The sequence below is a fragment of the Nocardioides sp. genome, assembly GCF_044226305.1.
GTDB lineage: Bacteria > Actinomycetota > Actinomycetes > Propionibacteriales > Nocardioidaceae > Nocardioides.
The window spans coordinates 1-20,632 of record NZ_JBGAHF010000016.1 but is presented as its reverse complement, the minus strand read 5'-3'; the positions used below and the strand labels follow the sequence as shown (position 1 = coordinate 20,632).

18 protein-coding genes are annotated in these 20,632 nt (G+C 73.2%); 11 read left to right on the top strand and 7 right to left on the bottom strand.

What is annotated here, in order from left to right; genetic code table 11:
- The first annotated feature begins 112 nt into the window (after window positions 1–112).
- A complete protein-coding gene (locus ACILQ5_RS15970; RefSeq protein ID WP_395659012.1) occupies window positions 113–796 on the top strand; it encodes a hypothetical protein in 684 nt (227 codons plus the stop codon).
- Here ACILQ5_RS15970 and treZ read toward each other — a convergent pair.
- Genes treZ through glgX form a run of 3 tightly spaced genes read right to left on the bottom strand, consistent with a single transcriptional unit; the run spans window position 786 to window position 7,002 of the window.
- Window positions 786–2,537: a malto-oligosyltrehalose trehalohydrolase gene (treZ, locus tag ACILQ5_RS15965; protein ID WP_395659011.1), complete on the bottom strand. Its 1,752-nt coding sequence runs from the start codon at window positions 2,535–2,537 to the stop codon at window positions 786–788. The two genes, ACILQ5_RS15970 and treZ, sit on opposite strands and share 11 nt — an antisense overlap.
- Window positions 2,534–4,828 (bottom strand): malto-oligosyltrehalose synthase, encoded by a 2,295-nt coding sequence (gene treY / locus ACILQ5_RS15960; RefSeq protein ID WP_395659010.1) that lies wholly within the window; start codon window positions 4,826–4,828, stop codon window positions 2,534–2,536. The genes treZ and treY overlap by 4 nt, the downstream gene beginning before the upstream one ends.
- The gene (gene glgX, locus ACILQ5_RS15955) at window positions 4,825–7,002 is read right to left on the bottom strand and encodes a glycogen debranching protein GlgX (protein ID WP_395659088.1); all 2,178 of its coding nucleotides are present in this window, start codon (window positions 7,000–7,002) and stop codon (window positions 4,825–4,827) included. Before glgX ends, treY begins: the two co-directional genes overlap by 4 nt.
- Before the next feature lie 164 nt (window positions 7,003–7,166).
- Between glgX and ACILQ5_RS15950 the strand changes: the two genes are divergently transcribed.
- The 3 genes from ACILQ5_RS15950 to thpR are packed head-to-tail and all read left to right on the top strand — an operon-like array spanning window position 7,167 to window position 9,992.
- Window positions 7,167–8,609 (top strand): MDR family MFS transporter, encoded by a 1,443-nt coding sequence (locus ACILQ5_RS15950; protein ID WP_395659009.1) that lies wholly within the window; start codon window positions 7,167–7,169, stop codon window positions 8,607–8,609.
- Between the two features lie 52 nt (window positions 8,610–8,661).
- Entirely contained in the window at window positions 8,662–9,396 is a 735-nt protein-coding gene (locus tag ACILQ5_RS15945; RefSeq protein ID WP_395659008.1) for a VIT1/CCC1 transporter family protein, read from the top strand.
- Entirely contained in the window at window positions 9,396–9,992 is a 597-nt protein-coding gene (thpR, locus tag ACILQ5_RS15940; protein ID WP_395659007.1) for an RNA 2',3'-cyclic phosphodiesterase, read from the top strand. Before ACILQ5_RS15945 ends, thpR begins: the two co-directional genes overlap by 1 nt.
- Here the strand turns inward: thpR and ACILQ5_RS15935 are convergent.
- Complete coding sequence (locus tag ACILQ5_RS15935; protein ID WP_395659006.1) at window positions 9,938–10,765, bottom strand: GTP pyrophosphokinase family protein; 828 nt, start codon at window positions 10,763–10,765, stop codon at window positions 9,938–9,940. The genes thpR and ACILQ5_RS15935 overlap by 55 nt on opposite strands.
- 88 nt (window positions 10,766–10,853) lie before the next feature.
- Here ACILQ5_RS15935 and ACILQ5_RS15930 point away from each other — a divergent pair, with 88 nt between their 5' ends.
- Window positions 10,854–11,024, top strand: coding sequence for a hypothetical protein (locus ACILQ5_RS15930; protein WP_395659005.1), 171 nt, complete (start codon window positions 10,854–10,856; stop codon window positions 11,022–11,024).
- Window positions 11,025–11,039: 15 nt separating this feature from the next.
- On the opposite strand, the gene upp is transcribed toward ACILQ5_RS15930, so the two are convergent.
- The gene (upp, locus tag ACILQ5_RS15925; protein WP_395659004.1) at window positions 11,040–11,681 is read right to left on the bottom strand and encodes a uracil phosphoribosyltransferase; all 642 of its coding nucleotides are present in this window, start codon (window positions 11,679–11,681) and stop codon (window positions 11,040–11,042) included.
- A 158-nt stretch (window positions 11,682–11,839) separates the two neighbouring features.
- On the opposite strand from upp, the gene ACILQ5_RS15920 reads away from it, so the two are divergent.
- The 4 genes from ACILQ5_RS15920 (at window position 11,840) to ACILQ5_RS15905 (ending at window position 14,842) form a co-directional block, all read left to right on the top strand.
- On the top strand, window positions 11,840–12,325 hold the full coding sequence (locus ACILQ5_RS15920) for a tRNA adenosine deaminase-associated protein (protein ID WP_395659003.1): 486 nt from the start codon (window positions 11,840–11,842) through the stop codon (window positions 12,323–12,325).
- A gap of 23 nt (window positions 12,326–12,348) precedes the next feature.
- A complete protein-coding gene (locus ACILQ5_RS15915; protein WP_395659087.1) occupies window positions 12,349–12,780 on the top strand; it encodes a nucleoside deaminase in 432 nt (143 codons plus the stop codon).
- A 113-nt stretch (window positions 12,781–12,893) separates the two neighbouring features.
- Window positions 12,894–14,234, top strand: a complete 1,341-nt coding sequence (locus ACILQ5_RS15910; RefSeq protein WP_395659002.1) for an MFS transporter — start codon at window positions 12,894–12,896, stop codon at window positions 14,232–14,234.
- Window positions 14,231–14,842 carry a hypothetical protein gene (locus ACILQ5_RS15905; protein WP_395659001.1) on the top strand — a complete coding sequence of 204 codons (612 nt, stop codon included), beginning with the start codon at window positions 14,231–14,233 and terminating at the stop codon, window positions 14,840–14,842. Before ACILQ5_RS15910 ends, ACILQ5_RS15905 begins: the two co-directional genes overlap by 4 nt.
- Window positions 14,843–14,934: 92 nt before the next feature.
- Here the strand turns inward: ACILQ5_RS15905 and ACILQ5_RS15900 are convergent, their stop codons facing one another.
- Both ACILQ5_RS15900 and ACILQ5_RS15895 read right to left on the bottom strand, forming a co-directional pair.
- Entirely contained in the window at window positions 14,935–15,225 is a 291-nt protein-coding gene (locus ACILQ5_RS15900; protein ID WP_395659000.1) for a hypothetical protein, read from the bottom strand.
- Between the two features lie 73 nt (window positions 15,226–15,298).
- Window positions 15,299–17,698 carry a glycoside hydrolase family 3 C-terminal domain-containing protein gene (locus ACILQ5_RS15895; RefSeq protein WP_395658999.1) on the bottom strand — a complete coding sequence of 800 codons (2,400 nt, stop codon included), beginning with the start codon at window positions 17,696–17,698 and terminating at the stop codon, window positions 15,299–15,301.
- 107 nt (window positions 17,699–17,805) lie between these two features.
- On the opposite strand from ACILQ5_RS15895, the gene ACILQ5_RS15890 reads away from it, so the two are divergent.
- Together ACILQ5_RS15890 and ACILQ5_RS15885 are read left to right on the top strand one after the other, a co-directional pair.
- Window positions 17,806–19,101 (top strand): aromatic acid exporter family protein, encoded by a 1,296-nt coding sequence (locus ACILQ5_RS15890; protein WP_395658998.1) that lies wholly within the window; start codon window positions 17,806–17,808, stop codon window positions 19,099–19,101.
- A gap of 119 nt (window positions 19,102–19,220) precedes the next feature.
- The gene (locus ACILQ5_RS15885; protein ID WP_395658997.1) at window positions 19,221–20,471 is read left to right on the top strand and encodes an alpha-hydroxy-acid oxidizing protein; all 1,251 of its coding nucleotides are present in this window, start codon (window positions 19,221–19,223) and stop codon (window positions 20,469–20,471) included.
- Window positions 20,472–20,632: the final 161 nt, after the last annotated feature.

The following is a 20,632-nucleotide window of genomic DNA, read 5'->3' as shown; positions in this document are numbered from 1 at the left end:
GCCTGTTCGGGCGGAGCGGAGCGGGGGCTGCGGAGGGTACGGTGCGGCTGACGGTCGGCAGCGAGCCGACCCGGACCTGCGTGGAGGACCTGTGGCAAGGATCGGACTGGCAGTGGCAGGTCTCGGGGCCGTGGCGGTGATGACCGCCTGCGGTGGCAGCGACAGCGGCTTCGCGGACGAGTCGGCCGACGACATCGTCAAGGCGGCGAAGTCGGACATGGGCGACCTCACCTCGGTGAAGGTCTCCGGCGACATCACCTCCGGCGGCCAGGCGATCAGCCTCGACCTGCAGGCCGACGGCGACGGCAACTGCACCGGCACGATCGGGATCGGAGACGGCAAGGCCGAGCTGCTCGGCGTGGACGGGACGACCTGGATGAAGCCGGACGACGCGTTCTGGCAGTCCTTCGCCGGCGGCAGCGCCGACCAGATCATGTCGATGGTCGGCGACAAGTGGGTCGTCATCCCGGACACCGCCGACTCGCTGACGCAGTTCTGCAACGCCAACGACCTGCTCGACCAGATGCTCAAGGACGAGAACGACGGGTCGACCTACAAGAAGGCCGGGACCGACACGGTCGACGGGGACGACGTCGTCAAGATCGACAACGAGGACCCCGAGAACGGCAACTCGACCGGCTACGTGCTGGTCGACGACCCGCACTACCTCGTCAAGATCGAGAAGACCGACGGCGAGGACACCGGCACCGTGACGTTCTCCGACTTCGACGCCGACATCAGCGTCGAGGCGCCGGCCGAGGACGACCAGGTCGACCTCAACAACCTCACCGGCTGACGACCGCGCCCGCGTGCGCGGGCAGGGTGAGGGTGCCGGCCTCGAGGCCGACGCCCTCACCGGTCGCGAACAGCAGCCCGCCGGCCTCGACGGGCAGCTCGACGTCCGCGTCGCCGAAGTTCGCCACCACCAGCAGGTCGCCACGCCGCATCGTGAAGACGCGGCTGTCCTCGTCGGCGGTGCACGAGACCGAGAGGAACGACGGGTCGGTCAGCTCCGGCCGCTCGCGCCGGAGCCGGGCCAGCGCGCGGTAGACCTCGAGCAGCCGGGCGTGCCGCCCCGACGCCAGCTCGGTCCAGTCCAGGTTCGAGCGCTGGTAGGTCTCCGGGTGCTGAGGGTCCGGCACGACGTCGGGGTCCCACCCCATCTGCTCGAACTCGCGGATCCGCCCCTCGGCGGTCGCGGTGCCGAGCTCGGGCTCGGGGTGGGAGGTGAAGAACTGGAACGGCGAGGACGCCGCCCACTCCTCGCCCATGAACAGCATCGGGGTGAACGGCCCGCAGAGCGTCAGCATCGCCGCGCACCCGAGCTGGTGCTCGTCGAGGGCCTCGGTGAACCGGTCGCCCCGGGCCCGGTTGCCGATCTGGTCGTGGTTCTGGTTGCACACGACCAGGCGCCAGGCCGGCATCGCCCGCCGGTCGACGGGGAACCCGTGGTAGCGGCCGCGGAACGACGACCAGGTGCCGTCGTGGAAGAACCCCTGCTCGCAGACCTTCGCCAGCGCCGAGAGCGGCTCGAAGTCGGCGTAGTAGCCGGCGGTCTCGCCGGTGAGCGCGACGTGCAGCGCGTGGTGGAAGTCGTCGCTCCACTGCGCGTCCAGCCCGTAGCCGCCGGCCTCGCGCGGCCGCACCAGGCGGGTGTCGTTGAGGTCGGACTCGGCGATCAGGGTGAGCGGCCGGCGCTGGTACGCCGACAGCGCGGCCACCTCGACCGCCATCTCCTCCAGCAGGTGCTGGTGGCCGGAGTCGCTGAGGGCGTGCACGGCGTCGAGGCGCAGGCCGTCGACGTGGTAGTCCTCGAGCCACATCCGAACGTTGTCGAGGACGTAGCGGCGCACCTCGTCGGAGTCCGGGCCGTCGAGGTTCACCAGGTCGCCCCAGGTGTTGGCGCCGTCCTTGAGGTAGGGCCCGAACTCGGGCAGGTAGTTGCCCGACGGTCCGAGGTGGTTGTAGACGACGTCCTGGATCACGCCCAGGCCGGCGGCGTGGCAGCCGTCGACGAACCGGCGGTAGCCGTCCGGGCCGCCGTAGCCCTCGTGGACCGCGAACCAGGCGACGCCGTCGTACCCCCAGTTGTGGGTGCCGTTGAACGCGTTGACCGGCATCAGCTCGACGAGGTCGACGCCGATCTCGCGGAGGTGGTCGATCCTCCCGAGCGCGGCGTCGAAGGTGCCCTCCGGCGTGAACGTCCCGACGTGCAGCTCGTAGATCACCGACCCGGCGAGCTGGCGGCCGGTCCACCCAGCGTCGTTCCAGCGGTACGTCGCCGGGTCGTCGGTGCGGGACAGCTGGTGCACCCCGGCCGGCTGGCGGCGCGAGCGCGGATCCGGCCGCGGGGTGTCCTCGTCGTCGATGAGGTAGCCGTAGTCGACCGCCGCGCCGGCGACGTCGGGCGTGGGCTCGGCCGGTGTCCACCAGCCGTCGGCGCCCCGGGTCATCTCGACCGTCTCGCCGCCGATGACCACGCGGAGGCGGTCGGCGCGGGGCGCCCAGACGTCGAACGGTCCGCGTCCTGGCTTCACGCGTCCTCCCTCACCAGCAGGGCGACCGGCAGGTCGCGGAGCAGGTCGGCGAGCCGTGGCGAGGCGGGCGCGCCCGTGAGCGCGTCGTGCCACCTGCCTGGCGGCAGCGTGAGCGTGGTGTCGCCCCAGCCGCCCGCGGCCTCGAGCCCGACCGGGAGCCGGGTCGCGACCGTGATCGCGCCGCCGCGGTCGAACGCCAGCACGTGGCCGGCGGCGTCCCCCTCGGCGGCGACGGGGGTGTAGGACGTGAAGAGCTCGGGCCGGTCGCGGCGCAGGGTCAGCGCGGTGCAGGTGACGTGCAGCTTGTCGACCGCGTCGTCGCCGTCCTCCCCGGCCAGCACCGCGGCCCGGTGGTCGAAGTCGACCGGCCGGCGGTTGTCCGGGTCGACCAGCGACGTCTCCCACAGCTCGCTGCCCTGGTAGACGTCGGGCACGCCGGGGAGGGTGATCGCGAGCAGCTTCGCGGCGAGCGCGTTCGAGCGGCCGGGGGCGTCGACGCGGGCGGCGAGGTCGCCGAGCACCCGCTGCACGTCCGCCGACGTGAAGACCGTGTCGACTGCGGCGTGCACCGCGGCCTCGTAGGCCTCGTCGGGCTCGGTCCACGTGGTGCGGTCGCCGGCCTCGCGCATCGCCTTCTCGGCGTACCCGTGGAGGCGCTCCGGCAGGTCGGGGAGGTGGTCAGGCGTCCAGGCGCCGAGGACCGCCTGCCACAGCAGGGACCCGAAGGCCGGGTCGGGGACCGGCGCGAGCCGCAGGAGCTCGTCCAGCGCCGCCGCCCAGACGTCCGGGATCTCGGCGAGCACGGTGATCCGCGCCCGCACGTCCTCGCCGCGCTTGGTGTCGTGGGTCGACAGCGTCGTCATCGCGTGCGGCCAGTCCCGCTGTCGCACGGCCATCGCCTCGTGGAAGCCGTCGACGTCGAGCGAGAACACGCTCGGGTCGCCGCCGACCTCGTTGAGCGAGGTGAGGCGCGCCCAGCGGTAGAACGCGCAGTCCTCGACGCCCTTGGCCATCACCATGCCGCTGGTCTGCTGGAACCGCCGGGCCGGCTGGATCCACGGGTCGGCCAGCACCCGCTCGAGCAGGTCGACCGCACGGAAGTCCTCGAACTGCTGGCTCTGGATCCGAGCGGACTCGAGCGCCTCGTCGAGGTGCTGGCGCCCCTCGGGCAGGTAGGAGCGGTAGACCGGGAACGCCGCGAGCGTCCACGCGACGGCGTCCCGGAGCTCGCCCTCGGGCACCGAGTCGTCGGTGCGGCGGATCTCGCGCACGATCCGGCGGACCTCGGCGTTGAGGATGCCGTTGGCGACGCGGAGCTTCATCGCCTCGACGTACGACGGCCAGTGCAGCCAGCCTCCGCGGAGCCTGGTCTCGAGCGCATCGAGCGGCTTCTCGCCCGCCGGGTCGGTGAGGACCCGGTCGATGTGTGCGAGCGCGTCGTAGCCCGTGGTGCCCGCCGTCGCCCAGTCCCGCGGCAGCTCCTCGCCCGGCTCCAGGATCTTCTCGACCAGGACGTAGGCGCCGCCGGTCAGGTCGGCGAGGTCGTCGAGGTAGCGCCCCGGGAAGCGCAGGCCATCGGGGTGGTCGACGCGGAGCCCGTCGACGAGACCCTCCTCGAACCAGCGCCGGACCTCGGCGTGGCTCGCGGCGAACACCTCGGGGTCCTCCACCCGCACGGCCGCGAGGGTGTTGACCGCGAAGAACCGCCGGTAGTTGAGGTCGGTGTCGGCGCGCCGCCAGTTCACCAGCGCGTAGTGCTGCTCCTCGAGCGTGGTGGTGCCGGGCGCCATCGGGAAGCGCTGGTCGTGGTAGCGGACCTCGGGGCCGTCCGGGCCGTCCTCGATGCGGATCGAGCCCTCGTCACCGTCCCCGACGACCGGGACCAGGATGCGTCCGTCGCCGGCGGCCCAGTCGACGTCGAACGCCGTCGCGTGCTCGGACTCGCGGCCGAGCCGCAGGACGTCCCACCACCACGGGTTCTCGGCCGGGGTCGCGATCCCGACGTGGTTCGGGACGATGTCGACCAGCACGCCCATGCCGAGCCGACGGGCCTCGGCGGACAGCGCCGCGAGCCCCTCGGAGCCGCCGCGCTGCGGGTCGACGCGGTCGAACCCGACCACGTCGTACCCGTGCTGGCTGCCGGGCTCGGAGGGCAGGATCGGCGACAGGTAGACCCAGTCGACGCCGAGGTCGTGCAGGTACGGCAGCCGGCGGGCCGCCTCGAACAGGTCGAACTCGGGCGTGATCTGCAGCCGGTACGTCGACGCCGGGACGCGCATCGCCAGGCTCACTGCTTCCGGGCCTGGGCGACCGAGGCCGCGACCGAGTGGTCGGGCTCGACCTCGGGCTCGAGGCGCTCGCGCAGCACGACCATGCTGCGGTGCGGGAGCGTGAGCTTGCCGCCGGCCGGGAGGATCCCCGTGTCGTCGGCCGAGCCGCCGGTGTCGATCACGACCTCCCACGCGTCGGCGTACTCCTCGTTGGGCAGGGTGACCACGGCCTCGCCGTCGGCGTTGAAGTAGAGCAGGAAGTGGTCGTCGACGATCGTGCGGCCGCGGGCGTCGACGCTGGCGATGCCGTGGCCGTTGAGGTACATGCCGAGCGCCTGCGCGCCGCCGTTCCAGTCGGCGTCCTCCATCGGCCGGCCGTCGAGGTGCAGCCAGACGATGTCGTTGAGGCGGTCGCCGTCGCCACCGTCGGCGACCCGGACGGCGTCCCCGGTGAAGAACCGCTTGCGGTGGAAGGTCGGGTGCTCGCGTCGGAGCCGCGCCACCGCCGCGGTGAACTCGACCAGCGGCTGGTCGACGTCGTCCCAGTGCACCCAGCTGATCTCGGAGTCCTGGGCGTAGGTGTTGTTGTTGCCCTGCTGGGTGCGGCCGAGCTCGTCGCCGTGCAGCAGCATCGGCACGCCCTGGCTGAGCAGCAGCGTGGCGATGAAGTTGCGCTGGGCGCGGGCGCGGGCGCCGAGGATCTCCGGGTCGTCGGTCGGGCCCTCGACACCGTGGTTCCACGACCGGTTGTGGCTCTCGCCGTCGTTGTTGTCCTCGCCGTTCGCCTCGTTGTGCTTCTCGTCGTAGGACACCAGGTCGCGGAGCGTGAAGCCGTCGTGGGCGGTGATGAAGTTGATGCTCGCGACCGGGCGCCGGCCGGTGTGCTCGTAGAGGTCCGCCGAGCCGGCCAGTCGCGACGCGAACTCGCCGAGCGACGGCTCGCCGCGCCAGAAGTCGCGGACGGTGTCGCGGTACTTGCCGTTCCACTCGGTCCACTGCGGCGGGAAGCCGCCGACCTGGTAGCCGCCGGGGCCGATGTCCCAGGGCTCGGCGATCAGCTTGACCTGGCTGACGACCGGGTCCTGCTGCACGAGCTCGAAGAACGTCGACAGCCGGTCGACGTCGTAGAACTCGCGCGCCAGGGTCGAGGCGAGGTCGAACCGGAAGCCGTCGACGTGCATCTCGGTCACCCAGTAGCGCAGCGAGTCCATGATCAGCTGGAGCGAGTGCGGGTGCCGCACGTTGAGGCTGTTGCCGGTGCCGGTGTAGTCCATGTAGTAGCGCAGGTCGTCCTCGACCAGGCGGTAGTACGCCGCGTTGTCGATGCCCTTGAAGCTGAGCGTCGGGCCGAGGTGGTTGCCCTCGGCGGTGTGGTTGTAGACCACGTCGAGGATGACCTCGATGTCGGCCGCGTGCATGGCCTTGACCAGCGACTTGAACTCCTGCACCTGCTGGCCGAGCGCCTGCTCCTCGCGGGCGGCCACGGAGTAGTCCTCGTGCGGGGCGAAGAAGCCGAGGGTGTTGTAGCCCCAGTAGTTCCGCAGACCCTTGTCGAGCAGCACGCTGTCCTGCACGAACTGGTGCACCGGCATCAGCTCGATCGCGGTGATGCCGAGCTTGGTGAGGTGGTCGACGATCGCCGGGTGCGCGAGCCCGGCGTAGGTGCCGCGCATCTCCTCGGGCACCTCGGGGTGCAGCTGGGTGAGGCCCTTGACGTGGGCCTCGTAGATCACCGACTCGTTGTAGGGACGGTGCGGCCGGCGGTCGCCCTCCCAGTCGAAGAACGGGTTGATGACGACGCCGTGCGTCATGTGCGGCGCCGAGTCGTCGTCGTTGCGCGAGTCCTCGGCACCGAAGTTGTAGGAGAACAGCGCCTGGTCCCAGTCGATCTCGCCCGTCGTCGCCTTGGCGTAGGGGTCGAGCAGCAGCTTGTTGGGGTTGCAGCGCAGTCCCTTCTCGGGCTCCCAGGGTCCGTGCACCCGGTAGCCGTAGCGCTGCCCCGGCTGCACCGAGGGCAGGTAGCAGTGCCACACGTAGGCGTCGACCTCGGTCAGCTCGACCCGGGTCTCCTCCCCGGCGGCGTCGAAGAGGCACAGCTCCACCTTCTCGGCGACCTCGCTGAACAACGCGAAGTTCGTCCCGCTCCCGTCGAACGTCGCGCCCAACGGATACGGCTGTCCCGGCCAGCTCTCCACAGCACCCTCCACCTCGTCCACCCCCGGCTTTGATCGATCCAAGCACACCTGTACCCCGATCACCGCTGCCGCGAACACGGCCTTCGTCACGTCGACGCTAGAGGAACGACCGGGGGAACAAATGCGCCGTCCGCCCCGGTTGGGCCCTCGTGACGGTGAACGAGGTGTCCCGGGCCAGCGTCGGGCTGCGCAGCGACCGCGGGCCCGTGCTCCTCGCGGTGATGCTGAGCCTCGCGCTCGTGGCGATCGACTCCACGATCCTCGCCACCGCCGTCCCGGCCGTGGTCGAGGACCTGGGCGGGTTCACCCAGTTCCCGTGGCTGTTCTCGATCTACCTGCTGGCGCAGGCGGTCACCGTGCCGGTCTACTCCAAGCTCGCCGACCAGTTCGGGCGCAAGCCGGTGATGCTGGTCGGCATCGGGCTGTTCGTGCTCGGCTCGCTGCTGTGCGGCGTGGCCTGGAGCATGGGCGCCCTGATCGCCTTCCGCGCGGTCCAGGGGCTCGGCGCCGGCGCGGTCCAGCCGATGAGCATGACGATCGTCGGCGACATCTACTCCCTCGAGGAGCGGGCCAAGGTCCAGGGCTACGTCGCCGGGGTCTGGGCGATCGCCTCGGTGGTCGGCCCGACCCTGGGCGGGGTGTTCGCCGACTACGCCTCGTGGCGCTGGATCTTCCTCATCAACCTGCCGCTCGGCCTCGTCGCAGCGGCGATGATCTGGCGCAACCTCCACGAGCAGGTCGAGCGGCGCCGGCACCGGATCGACTACGCCGGGTCGCTGCTGCTCACCGCCGGCGGCGTGCTGCTCCTGCTGGCCCTGCTCGAGGGCGGGGTCCGCTGGGCGTGGGGCTCGCCCACCAGCGTGGGGCTCTTCCTGACCGCCGCGGTGCTGCTCGCCGGGTTCGTCCTGGCGGAGCGGCGGGCCGCCGAGCCGGTGCTGCCGCTCTGGCTGCTGCGGCACCGCGTGCTGGTCGCGGCGATGGCCGCGTCGCTGGTCGTCGGGGTGCTGATGATGGGCCTGACGACCTACATCCCGCTCTACGCCCAGAGCGTGCTCGGGTACGGCGCCGTCGCCGCCGGGTTCGCCCTCGCGGCGATGACCCTGGGCTGGCCGATCGCGGCGTCGAACTCCGGTCGCCTCTACCTCACCCTCGGGTTCCGCGCCACGATGCTGATCGGCGGCGTGATCGGCGCCGTGGGCGCGGCCCTGCTGCTCCTGATCGGCCCGCACAGCTCGCTGCTCACGCTCGCCGTGCCCTGCTTCGTGATGGGCATCGGCTTCGGGCTGGTCGCGAGCCCGTCGATCATCGCCGCCCAGTCCTCGGTGACCTGGCAGGACCGCGGCGTCGCCACCGGGTCCACGATGTTCGCCCGCTCGGTCGGCAGCGCCCTCGGGGTGGCCGTCTTCGGCGCGATCGTCAACCACGAGGTCGCGACCAGCCTCGGTCGCGGGGTCCCGAACGTCGCGGACCTCACCGCGTCGGTCCTCGAGCCCGCGATCCACGACGTCCTCCTCGCCTCGGCGATCGCCGCCGTCGCGCTACTGGGTGTGGGGGCGCTCATGCCGCGGCGGATCGAGGAGCCGCAGGAGGCGGGGCAGGACGCGTGAGCGCAGGCAACCCTTGCTTGCAGCCCTGCCCGCCGCGGGTTTGGATGCGGACATGACCGCCGGTGACATCGAGGCCCCGGTCGGCCCCCACGCCGACGAACCCCACCAGAACGGGCTGAAGAGCCGGCTCAACTGGCTGCGCGCCGCCGTCCTGGGTGCGAACGACGGGGTCGTGTCGACCGCCGGCATCGTGATCGGCGTCGCCGGCGCCACCAGCGACCGCACGGCGATCATGGTCGCGGGCGTCGCCGGCCTCGCCGCGGGTGCGATGAGCATGGCCGCGGGGGAGTACGTCTCGGTCAGCACCCAGCGCGACTCCGAGCTCGCCATCTTGGCCAAGGAGCGGCGCGAGCTGCGCGAGGAGCCGGAGGAGGAGCTCGCCGAGCTGACCGGCATCTACATGGAGAAGGGCCTCGACGAGGCCCTCGCCCTCGAGGTCGCGACGGCGCTCACCGCGCACGACGCGCTCGGAGCGCACGCCGAGGCCGAGCTCGGGATCGACCCCGACGACATCACCAGCCCGTGGCACGCCGCCTGGGCCTCGATGCTCGCCTTCACCGCCGGCGCCCTCCTCCCGCTGCTCACGATCCTGCTCGCGCCGGAGTCCGCGCGGATCTGGGTGACCGTCGCCGTCGTGGTCGTCACGCTCGCGCTCACCGGCTTCGTGAGCGCGCGGCTCGGCTACGCCCGCCCGGGCCGCGCGGTGCTGCGCAACGTCGCCGGCGGGGTGTTCGCGATGGCGGTCACCTACGGGATCGGCTCCGCGTTGGGCACCCAGATCGGCTGATGGCGGCCACCCTGCGGATGTTCGCGGCCCTGGTGCCGCCGCCCGAGGCCGTCGACCACCTCGACGGGTTCCTCGACGTACGACGGGCTGCCGCGCCGTACCGGTGGGCGACCCGGGAGCAGCTGCACCTCACCCTGGCGTTCCTGGCCGAGGTGGAGGAGCGGCGGCTCGACGACCTGATCGAGCGGCTGGCCCGTGCGGCGGCGCGCCGGACCGCGTTCGAGACGGCCGTGGCCGGCGGCGGCGCGTTCCCGAACGCCGGCCGGGCGCGGGTGCTGTGGGCCGGCCTCGACCTCGACGAGCCCGCGCGCACCGAGCTGGACCGGCTCGCGACCGGCTGCCGGGCAGCGGCCAACCGCGCCGGGATCGCCCTGGACGGGCAGCGGTTCCGGCCGCACGTCACCCTGGCACGCCTGGGCCGCCCGACCGAGGTCTCGGACTGGGTCCGGCTGCTCGACTCCTACGCCGGGCCGCGCTGGGTCGCGGACCGGGTGGTGCTGGTGGCGTCGTACCTCGGCGAGGGTGCAGGCGGGCGGCCGCGCTACGAGGAGCTGGAGTCGTTCGCGCTGACGCCCTCGGCCGGCTCCGGCAGCTGATCCCCGATCCGGCGCAGCGCCGCGACCAGACGGGCGTCCGGGTGGGCGGCCCCGCCGCGGAGCTCGGCCACGACCGCGTCGGGCAGGTCCTCGAGGCCGCGCACCTCCTGGTGGAGGCGCTCCATCGTCTCGTCGAGGGCGTAGGAGGTCTCCGCCGCCTCGCGCAGCCGGTCGAGCAGCTCGGCGGGCACGTCGTGGCGGTACTTGTAGTGGATCTTGTGCTCCAGGCTGGCCCAGAAGTCCATCGCGACCGTGCGGAACTGCACCTCGACCGTCACCGGGGTCGCCCCACCCGAGAGGAAGACCGGCACCTCGACGAGCGCGTGCAGGCTCCGGTAGCCGTTGGGCTTCGGGGTCGCGACGTAGTCGCGCACCTCGACCGTCGTGATGTCCGGCTGCTCGGTCAGCAGCTCGAAGACGCGGTAGACGTCGGAGGTGAAGCTGCAGACGACCCGCACGCCGGCGATGTCGGTGACCCGGTCCCGGACGGCGTCGAAGGACGGCCGCTCCTCGAGCGAGAGCCCCTTGCGCGCGATCTTCTCGAGCAGGCTCTCGGGCGTCTTCAGCCGGGCGGAGACGGTCTCGATCGGGTTGTAGTCGTGCAGGTGGGCGAACTCGTCGCGCAGGATGTTGAGCTTGGTGACGACCTCGTCCATGCCGAACCGGTGCTCGAGCAGGAAGCGCCGGAAGTCCTCGTCGGGCCGCTGCAGGTCGAGGCGCTGCCAGTCCGGACCCGGTCGGTCGCCGCTCGACTCCTCGCTCGGTCCGGTCACGACTCCACTGTACGAACCGGGCCGAACACGCGTGCCGAGGTCACGGGGATCACACGGGACGTTCCGGTCCGTGCCTCGTTGACCGGGCATGACCGACGACGACGAGCGCCTGGCCCGCCCCGACGGGCACCGCTACGACGCGCCCGAGTCCGACGAGAGCCGGGTCTCCAAGGAGTGGGCCTACGTCGCCCTCGGCCTGCTCGTGCTGGTGCTGCTGGTGCTCGTGGCCACCGGCACCGTGCAGATCTTCCCGGGCTGAGTGCGCGGAGGGCGGTCAGCCCACCACGCCGTACAACCGGTCGCCGGCGTCGCCGAGCCCCGGGACGATGTAGCCCTTGTCGTTGAGCCGCTCGTCCATCGCCGCGGTCACCACGGTGACCGGGACGTCGAGGCCCTCGAGGTCGCGCTCGAGGCGTGCGCAGCCCTCGGGCGCGGCGAGCAGGCAGATCGCGGTGATGTCGTCGGCGCCGCGGTCGGTGAGGAAGCGGATCGCGGCGGCCAGGGTGCCGCCGGTCGCGAGCATCGGGTCGAGCACGTAGCACTGCCGGCCGGACAGGTCGTCGGGCAGCCGCTCGGCGTACGTCGACGCCTCGAGCGTCTCCTCGTTGCGGATCATGCCGAGGAAGCCGACCTCGGCGGTCGGCAGCAGCCGCATCATCCCGTCGAGCATGCCGAGGCCGGCCCGCAGGATCGGCACGACCAGGGGCTTCGGCGACGCGAGCGAGACGCCGGTCGTCGGCGCGACCGGTGTGACGATCTCGTGGGGCGCCACCCGGACGTCGCGGGTCGCCTCGTAGGCGAGCAGGGTCACCAGCTCGTCGGCCAGGCGGCGGAAGGTCGGGGAGTCGGTCCGCTCGTCACGGAGGTGGGTCAGCTTGTGGGCCACGAGCGGGTGGTCGACGACGTGCGTGCGCATGCCCGAACCCTAGGGCACCCCGACCGCCCCCCACAGGGCCCGGGCAGGCACTTGGACCTCGCACCCGCAGGCCCAAAGGGGGTTGGCCGGGTGCCACCGGTCTGCCACTCTGGAGGGCGACCGGGACCGGAAGCAGGAGCAGCGAGCGGAGGTACGGCATGGCTGAGCAGACCGACGCGGTGGACTACGCCCTCGCCGCCTACCGCGAGGACGGCTCCTGGACCGTCGAGGAGCTCGTCCTCGACGTGCTCGAGGACGTCGACACCCTCGTCCACGCCCTGCGCCGCTTCCCCGGTGACGGGGGCGCGGTCGGGATGGTGGCGGTCGACGAGGACTTCTTCCTCATCGTGCGCGTCGCGGGCGCGAGCACGCGGGTGCTGCTCTCCGACTTCACCGCCGCGTCCGAGTGGGAGCTGGCCAGCTCGGCGGTGGACTTCCTCGGGCTCCCGCAGCCCGACGACGAGGACGAGGACGGCCCCGCCGGCGACCTCGACCTGCTCGGCGACCTCGGCATGAACGCGATGGACATGGGGGTGCTGCTCGACGACGTCGACCTCTACCCCGACGAGCTGCTGTCCGACGTCGCGCGCCGCCTCGGGTTCGGCAAGCTCTTCGACGACATCGTCGGCCTCACGTCCGCGTGAGCGACGAGCGGTGGGTCGGCCCGATGCGGGCCGCCCTCGCCGAGGCGCGCGCCGCGCTGGCGACCGGCGATGTCCCGATCGGCGCCGTCGTGCTCGGCCCGGACGGGGCACCGGTCGCGGCCGGCCGCAACGTGCGCGAGGCCGACCACGACCCGACCGGCCACGCCGAGGTGGTCGCGCTGCGCGCCGCGGCCGCCGCCCGCGGTGGGTGGCGGCTCGACGGCCACACCCTCGTGGTCACCCTCGAGCCGTGCACGATGTGCGCGGGCGCGGCCGTCCTGGCCCGGGTCGACCGGGTCGTCTTCGGTGCCTGGGACCCCAAGGCCGGCGCGGTCGGCAGCCTCTGGGACGTCGTGCGCGACCGCCGGCTCAACCACCGACCCGAGGTGGTGGCCGGCGTGCTGGCCGAGGAGTCGGCCGCGCTGCTCGAGGAGTTCTTCGCAGCGCAGCGCTGACAGCAGCGGCCCCTCAGAAGTAGATGTGCCGGGCTGCGAAGCCCGCCCTGACCGCGTCCGCCGCCTTCGGCCGTCGCGCGCGGGGAGGGCGCGTGCACTGCGAGGATGGCCGGGTGCGTCGTGTCGTGGGTGCCCTGCTCGCCGTGGCCGTCGCGCTGGTGCTCGCGGACTCGGCCGTGGTGACGCTCGCGCTGCCCGACATCCTCCGGAACCTGGACGCCTCCGTCGAGCAGGTGGCCTGGGTGCTGATCGCCTTCAACCTCGTGCTGGGGCTCGCCGCCGTACCCACGGCCGTCGTCTTCGGCCGGACCCAGCCACGGATCGTCGGCGCCGCCGGCATCGCCGTGTTCGCCGCCGCCTCGGCGTGGTGCGCGGTGGCGCCGTCGATCGAGGCGCTGATCGCGGCGCGGTGCGTCCAGGCGCTCGGAGGTGCGTTGGCGCTGGTCGGCTGCCTGGAGCTCCTGGTCGCGGTGCACGGCGAGCGCCGCGGCGTCGCGGCCTGGGTGACGGCCGGCGTGGTCGGCACGGCCATCGGGCCGTTCGCCGGCGGGCTGCTCACCCAGGCCTTCTCGTGGCAGGCGATCTTCGTGGTGCAGGTGCCGGTCGCCGTGCTCGCCGTGCCGGCCGCGATCGCCGTGGGATCCGTCCCCCTGCCGGCACCGGACCGGCACCGGCCCGCAGTCCGTCCGCTCCTGACCCTCGCGCTCCTGTCGGCGGCGCTCACCGCGGCGCTGTTCCTGCTGGTCCTGCTCCTGGTCGAGGGCTGGCGCAGGTCCCCGGGGGTCGCGGCCCTGGCCGTCTCGGTGGTGCCGCTCGCGGCTCTGGCCGCCCGCCCGGTCGCCCGGGTCCTGGGACCTCCGCCGGAGGTCGAGGTCGCCTCGGGCTGCTTCCTCATCGCGGGTGGGCTGGTCGGCCTCGCGATCCCGCCCTCGGCCGACCTGGTCTGGACGGTCGCGCCCCAGGCGCTGGTCGGACTCGGCCTCGGGCTGACGATCGACCGGCTCACCTCCCAGGCGATGGAGCTGCGCCTGCCGCGGATCCGCCACGCGGGGTGGACGATCAGTGCCCGCCACCTCGGGGTGGTCGTGGGGTTGGCGATCCTGACGCCGGTCTTCACCGGCGACCTCGAGGAGGCCCAGGTGCCCGCCCAGGAGGCGATCACCGCCCTGGTCCTCGATGCTCCGCTGCTGCCGGAGGACAGGGTCGCGGTCGCGCAGGCGCTCGGCCACGAGCTGGTGCAGCAGCGGGGTCGGGTGCCCGACCTGTCCGAGGCGTTCGCGACGGCGGACCTCGAGCCGGAGGAACGTCCCGCCGCCGCCCGGCTCGAGCGCGACCTCGACGCCCAGCTGGAGCGAGCGGCGACCTGGGCCTTCCGCGACTCGTTCCTCATCGGCGCCGGGCTCGCGGTGCTCGCCCTGCTGACCGTGGTCGTTCCCCGCAGGAGGACCCCATGACCGGTCTCTCCCGCCTGGTCGGCCTGCCGGCGCTCGCGATCGTCCTGGTGAGTGCCGTGCTCGGCGTGCAGGTCGCCTACGGAGGCGGCTCGTTCGAGCCTCTCGAGCCCGCCGACCCGTGCGCCGCCCGGACCGTCACCTCACGTGCCGACGGCATCGACGGCCTCACCGAGCGGCTCGTGCTGCTCGGGATCGACGGTGCGGCCTGCCGCCTCGGCGTCAGCCGCGAGGCGCTGACGCTGGAGCTCGCCCAGCCCGGCACCCGCACGGACGCCGAGATCGAGGCACTGCACGACGGCCTGCTCGACGCCGTCCGACGGATGGAGGGGGACGGCACCCTGCCGCCGGCGTCGGACCTGGTGGACGACGCGCTCGACAACGCCGACCTCAACCCCCTGCTCGAGGCCGCGATCCGGGCGCTCCCGGACCCGGTGGTCGACGCAGCGCTGAAGACCGACGACATCCTCACCCGCGCGATCGACGACCTCGACCTGCCCACCCTCCTGGCGAACCTCGACGACCAGGAGACCCTCGACCAGCAGGTCGAGGCGGCGGTCACCCAGGCCGTCGAGGAGTCGCTCGCCGCCCGGCTCGAGGGACTCCTGTGACGGCGCGCTCGACGTCGGGCTCGAGGTGGCGACCTGGCGGGCATCCACCGGGACGCCATGTCGGCTCGGTCGCCGGAGCCGCTGCGACCCGGCTAGCGGACGAAGCTGCCCTCGAGCGACATCCACTCCCGCCGCGACGGCTCCGGCACCCCGGCCTCGGCGAGGGCGGCGCCCAGCCGCGAGCTCAGGAACTCACCGGCCGCCTCCCGGGAGTCCCAGACCTCGAGGACCAGCAGACCGTCGGCGGTCGCGGCGCCGGTGTGTGCCGCCAGCCCGGGCGGCAGGCCGGTCCCTGCCGTCATGTCCACACCGAGGATCTCGTTGACCCGGTGGTACGCCTCGGCTCCGACACCGCGGAACTCCAGGATGAATGCCTCCGACATGAGCCCTCCTCGGGCCACGCCCACACCCGAGATCGGGACGCCTCGTCCCGCAGGCTCGGCAGCCGACTCTAGTTCAGCCGACCGGCGGAGGCGAGGCCTCGGACGCCGGCAGCGCCACCTCACCCCGGAGGTCGCCGAGGCCGCGGGCGACCAGCAGCCGGCCGGTGGTGAGCGGACGCCATTCCCCGTCCGCCCAGGTCCGCATGGCGCGCGGGTCGCAGGCGACGTCGACGGCGCGGCTCTCGCCGGCCGCCAGCGACACGGTCGTCCACCCGACCAGGCGGATCGGCTGGTCGTCCTCGGCCGGCTGCAGGTAGACCTGCACGACCTCGCGCGAGGCGCGCGCCGAGACGTTGGTCAGCCCGACGGTCAGCGTCGAGCCGGCGAGCGCGACCTCGCCGTACTCCCACTCGCCGTAGCCCAGGCCCCAGCCGAGCCAGTACGCCGGGGCGGGAGCCCGGCGGGCGGCGAACCCGCGGTAGCCGACGTGGACGCCCTCGTCGTAGACCAGCCGCCCGTCGGTCGGGACGACCTCCCACGCCGGTGACGCGCCGTCGGCGGCAGGGAACGAGGTGACCAGCCGTCCGGCCGGCTCGATGTCGCCGAGCAGCGCGGCGGCGACGGCGTGACCGCCCTCCTGGCCGGGCAGGCCGGCCCACAGGATCGCGTCGACCTGGTCGCGCCACGGCATCAGGACCGGGGTGGCGGCGTTGACGACGACGACCGTGCGGCGGGCCGCGGCCGCGACCGCGGTGACCAGCTCGTCCTGGCGGCCGGGCAGCGCGAGCGTCGACTTGTCGAAGGCCTCGGTCTCCTGCTCGTCGGTGAGCCCGACGACGACGACCGCGACGTCGGCGGCGGAGGCGGCGGCCACTGCCGCGGCGATCGCCTCGTCGTCGGTCGGTGGCGTCGGCTCGGCGACCAGCCCGAGGCCGGCCCAGCCGCCCAGGGTCAGGTCGGCGACCAGCTCGGTCGGCTGGTCGAGGACGACGTCGGTCTGCCAGCCGGGCGGGCGCAGGAAGTCGCCGCCGATGTCGGTGGACTCCGACTCCAGCGTGACGTCGTACGACGTCGCCCCGATCGTCACCGTCGCGGTTCCGACCCCGAGGAACCCGACCCGCATCGCGCCCGCCGGCACGACGGCCGACAGCGCGACCCGCGTGACCGGCTCGGCCAGCTCCTGGTCCGGCATGAACCCGACGGTGCGTGACTCCTCCGACACGGCGTCGGAGAGCAGCGCCCCGGACGGTCCGTACATCCGGACCCGCATGCCGGGCCCGCCGGTGACGGGGTCGGTGAGGACGCCGGGCAGCGCCGCCCGGGGCCGTCCACGCACGGCGACGCCGTCGACGACGCTCACGCCGTCCGTGGCCGCGGTCAGCCCGGCGGCGATGCTCACCTGGTGCGGTGCCCGCACCGCCGCCGAGCCGCCGCCCATGCAGGCGGTCTCGAGCGCCGGCCGGCCGACGAGCGCCACCGACGCGTCGCGGGTCAGCGGCAGGGCGCCGTCGTTGGCCAGCACGGTCATGCCCTCGGCGGCCAGCCGCGTCAGCTGCTCGCGCCGTACGTCGCCGCCCGGCTCGGGCAGGTCGGTGCGCCACGTGCGGGGCTCGTCGAGCGCCCCGACGCGGTCGGCCAGCCTCAGCAGCCGCCGGACGTGGTCGTCGACGACGGACTCCTCGACCTCGCCCGCCTCGACGGCTGCGACCAGCGCGGGTCCCCAGGGCCCGAACGGACCCGGCATCACCAGGTCCAGGCCGCCGTTCGCGGCCGGCCCGGCCGACTGCGTCGCGAACCAGTCCGACATCAGCAGGCCGGTCCAGCCCCATTCGCCCTTGAGGATCCCGTTGTTGATCGGGCCCTGCTCGGTCGCGGGGATGCCGTTGACGTTGTTGTAGGCGGCCATCAGCGACCACGGGTCGGCGTCCTCGACCGCGATCTCGAACGGCAGCAGGTAGAGCTCGCGCAGCGTCCGCTCGTCGACGACGCTGTCGACGCCGTGCCGGTCGGTCTCGGCCTCGTTGGCGACCAGGTGCTTCACGCAGGCCCCGATCCCCTGCGCCTGCAGGCCGGAGACGTACGCCGCGGCGAACCGGCCGGTCAGCAGTGGGTCCTCGGAGTAGGCCTCGAAGAGGCGCCCGCCCAGGGGGCTGCGGTGCAGGTTCACGGTCGGGCCGAGCACCACGTGGATGTGCTGGCGCTCCGCCTCCTCGGCGAGCAGCCGGCCGACCTCCTCGGCCGTCTCGGTGCGCCACGACGACGCGAGCAGCGTGGCGTTCGGGAACAGGCAGGTGAGCGGGCCGCCGGTGAAGTCCAGGCCGCGCACGCCCGTCGGACCGTCGGAGAACGCCATCGGCGCCAGGCCGACCGCGTCGTCGCCGTGCAGGGTGAACATCGAGGCACCGGTCAACAGCTCGACCTTGCCCTCCAGGGACAGGCGGGAGATGCGTTCGTCGAGCGTCGCGTCGTCCATGTCCTCACCCTGCCAGTCCGGAGGGTCGCGCACGTCCCCTACGACGAGGACGTGGACCGGTCGCCCGGAGCCGTTTCGTCCACCGCCCGGACGGAAATGCTGACCTCGTGCACGAGTGGAGAGGGCGGCTCACGCGCGAGGCGAGGCGGTTCCGCCTCGGGTGGCGCGGCGCCGTGCTCTGGTCGCTGCGCATCACCGTGGCGGCGGTCGCGAGCTACGTGGTCGCCGTCCTGATCTTCCCGGGCACCCAGCCGTTGCTGGCGCCGCTCACCGCGATGCTCGTCGTGCAGGTGACGCCCGTGTCGCTGCTGGCCAGCGGCCTGGACCGCGTGGTGGCGGTCGTGGTCGGGGTGGCGCTCGCGACCGCGTTCGCGGCCGTGGTGCCGCTGGAGTGGTGGAGCCTCGGCGTGCTGATCTTCGTGTCGATCACGATCGGCCAGGCGCTCCGGCTGCGGTCGAACCTCATCGAGGTCGCGATCAGCGGCATGCTCGTGCTCGGCGTGGGGGCGCTCGGCGCCGAGGCCGCCGCCGGCCAGCGGATCGCGGAGACGCTCGTCGGAGCCGCCGTCGGCATCGCCGCCAACCTGCTCTTCCCGCCCCGCATCCCGACCTCGGACGCCGGCCGTGAGATCGAGGGGCTGGCCGACGCGGTCAGCGACCTGCTGCGTCGCTCGGCCGACGCGCTCGAGCAGCTGGCGGGCGACCCGGACGCCGTCGCCCGAGCTGCGGCAGCGTGGCTCGGGGACGCACGGCGGATCACCCACCACGACGTGCCGCGGGTGGGCGCCGCGCTGCTGCGGGCCGAGCAGAGCCGCCGGCTCAACGTGCGCGCGGTGGGCACGCCAGACCTCGGGCCGGGCCTGCGACACGGGCTCGAGTCCCTCGAGCACACCGCCTTGTCGGTGCGCTCGATGTACCGCACCCTCGCCGACACGACGGCCGGCCGGCCCACGTGGGCCGACGGCACCTCGGACGTGCTGCTCGTCCTCGTCGAGACCTTCCGCGACCTCGCGGCCGCCGTGGACGCCTTCGGGGAGCTGGTCCGCCTCGAGGCGGCGCCGGCGGGGCAGGTCTCCTCGGCCGACTTCGGGGCGCTGCGGGCGGCGATGGCCGGGCTGCCCGAGGCGCGCGCCCGGCTCGAGGAGCTCGGCACGGCGGTGGACGACCCGGTCCTCGCCGAGCTCCAGGCGAGCGCGCTCGCCACGGTCAAGCGGGTCGAGCGCGAGCTGGACCTCGCGCAGCGCGTCCGCCGTCAGCTCGAGCTGCGACGACCGGTCCCGCCGCGGGTCCCGCTGCTCCACCACCCACCTCGTCGCCGGGCACCGGTGTTCCCGGAGGCGGGGCCGGACGCGGAGACCGTCCGGATGCCCCGGCTCGGGGAGGACGGGGCCGGGGACGAGTGAGCCGGCCCGATGGGCCGACCGCACCCCCGATCCGCTCCTGACCGGCCGGGACGGCAGCGCTGGGTACCGTGCCGGGGAGAACCCGACGTCCACCAGCCGACCCGCCGAGGAGCATCCCTGTGAAGCGGCACGTGCCCAAGCGTCACGACCTGGCCCCCCTGCTGAAGTTCAAGAAGCCGACGATGTCGCCGAAGCAGCGGCGGCTCGCGGCGGCGTTGACGGTCGAGGACCTGCGCCGGGTCGCCAAGCGGCGTACCCCGAGGGCGGCGTTCGACTACACCGACGGAGCCGCGGACGGGGAGGTGTCGCTGGCCCGGGCGCGGCAGGCGTTCGGGGACGTGGAGTTCCGTCCGGCGATCCTGCGTGACGTCTCGACCGTCGACACCTCCCGGGAGGTCCTCGGCCAGCGGGTCGCGCTGCCGTTCGGGATCGCACCGACCGGGTTCACCCGGATGATGCACGCCGAGGGCGAGATCGCCGGCGCGACCGCAGCCGCCGCGGCCGGCATCCCGTTCTCGCTCTCCACGATGGGCACCACCTCGATCGAGGACGTCGCCGCCGCCGCCCCGGCGTCGTCAGGGGCCCGGAACTGGTTCCAGCTCTACATGTGGAAGGACCGCGACCGGTCGATGGCGCTGGTCGACCGGGCCGCACAGGCCGGCTACGACACGCTGCTGGTCACCGTCGACGTCCCGGTCGCCGGGGCGCGGCTGCGCGACGTGCGCAACGGGATGACCATCCCCCCGACCCTGAGCCCGCGCACCGTGCTGAACGCGATCCCGCGCCCGGCGTGGTGGATCAACTTCCTCACCACCGAGCCCCTGGCGTTCGCCTCACTCGACGCCTGGTCGGGCACGGTGGCGGACCTGCTGGACACGATGTTCGACCCCACCGTCACCTACGACGACCTGGCCTGGATCAAGGACCAGTGGCCCGGCAAGGTCGTGGTCAAGGGCGTGCAGACCGTCGACGACGCCCGCCGGCTGGCCGACGCCGGCGTCGACGCCGTGCTGCTCTCCAACCACGGCGGCCGCCAGCTCGACCGCGCCCCGGTCCCCTTCCACCTGCTCCCCGAGGTCGTCACGGCGGTCGGTGAGCACCATCGCGGGGTCGAGGTGCACCTGGACACCGGGATCATGTCCGGCCAGGACATCGTCGCCGCCCTCGCCCACGGCGCCCACTTCACCCTCATCGGCCGCGCCTACCTCTACGGCCTGATGGCCGGCGGCCGCGACGGCGTCGACCGCACCATCGAGATCCTCCGCGGCCAGGTCGAACGCACCATGCGCCTGCTCGGCGTCACCACCCTCGACGAGCTCGAACCCGACCACGTCACCCAGCTGGTGCGGCTGGAGCCGCGCCGCCTCTGACGTGGTACTCAGCACGCCCACACATGGCTCCCCTCTGTGTCAAGACACCTTGGGGAGTGCGGGTTTAGGCTGGGTCCTGGCGGGTCCCGGAGTGGCTTGTCCGAAGTGCCGGTGTTGGGGTTGTGAGCCGGCCGCGCTGGAGTCAGAGTCGCTATCCCGTT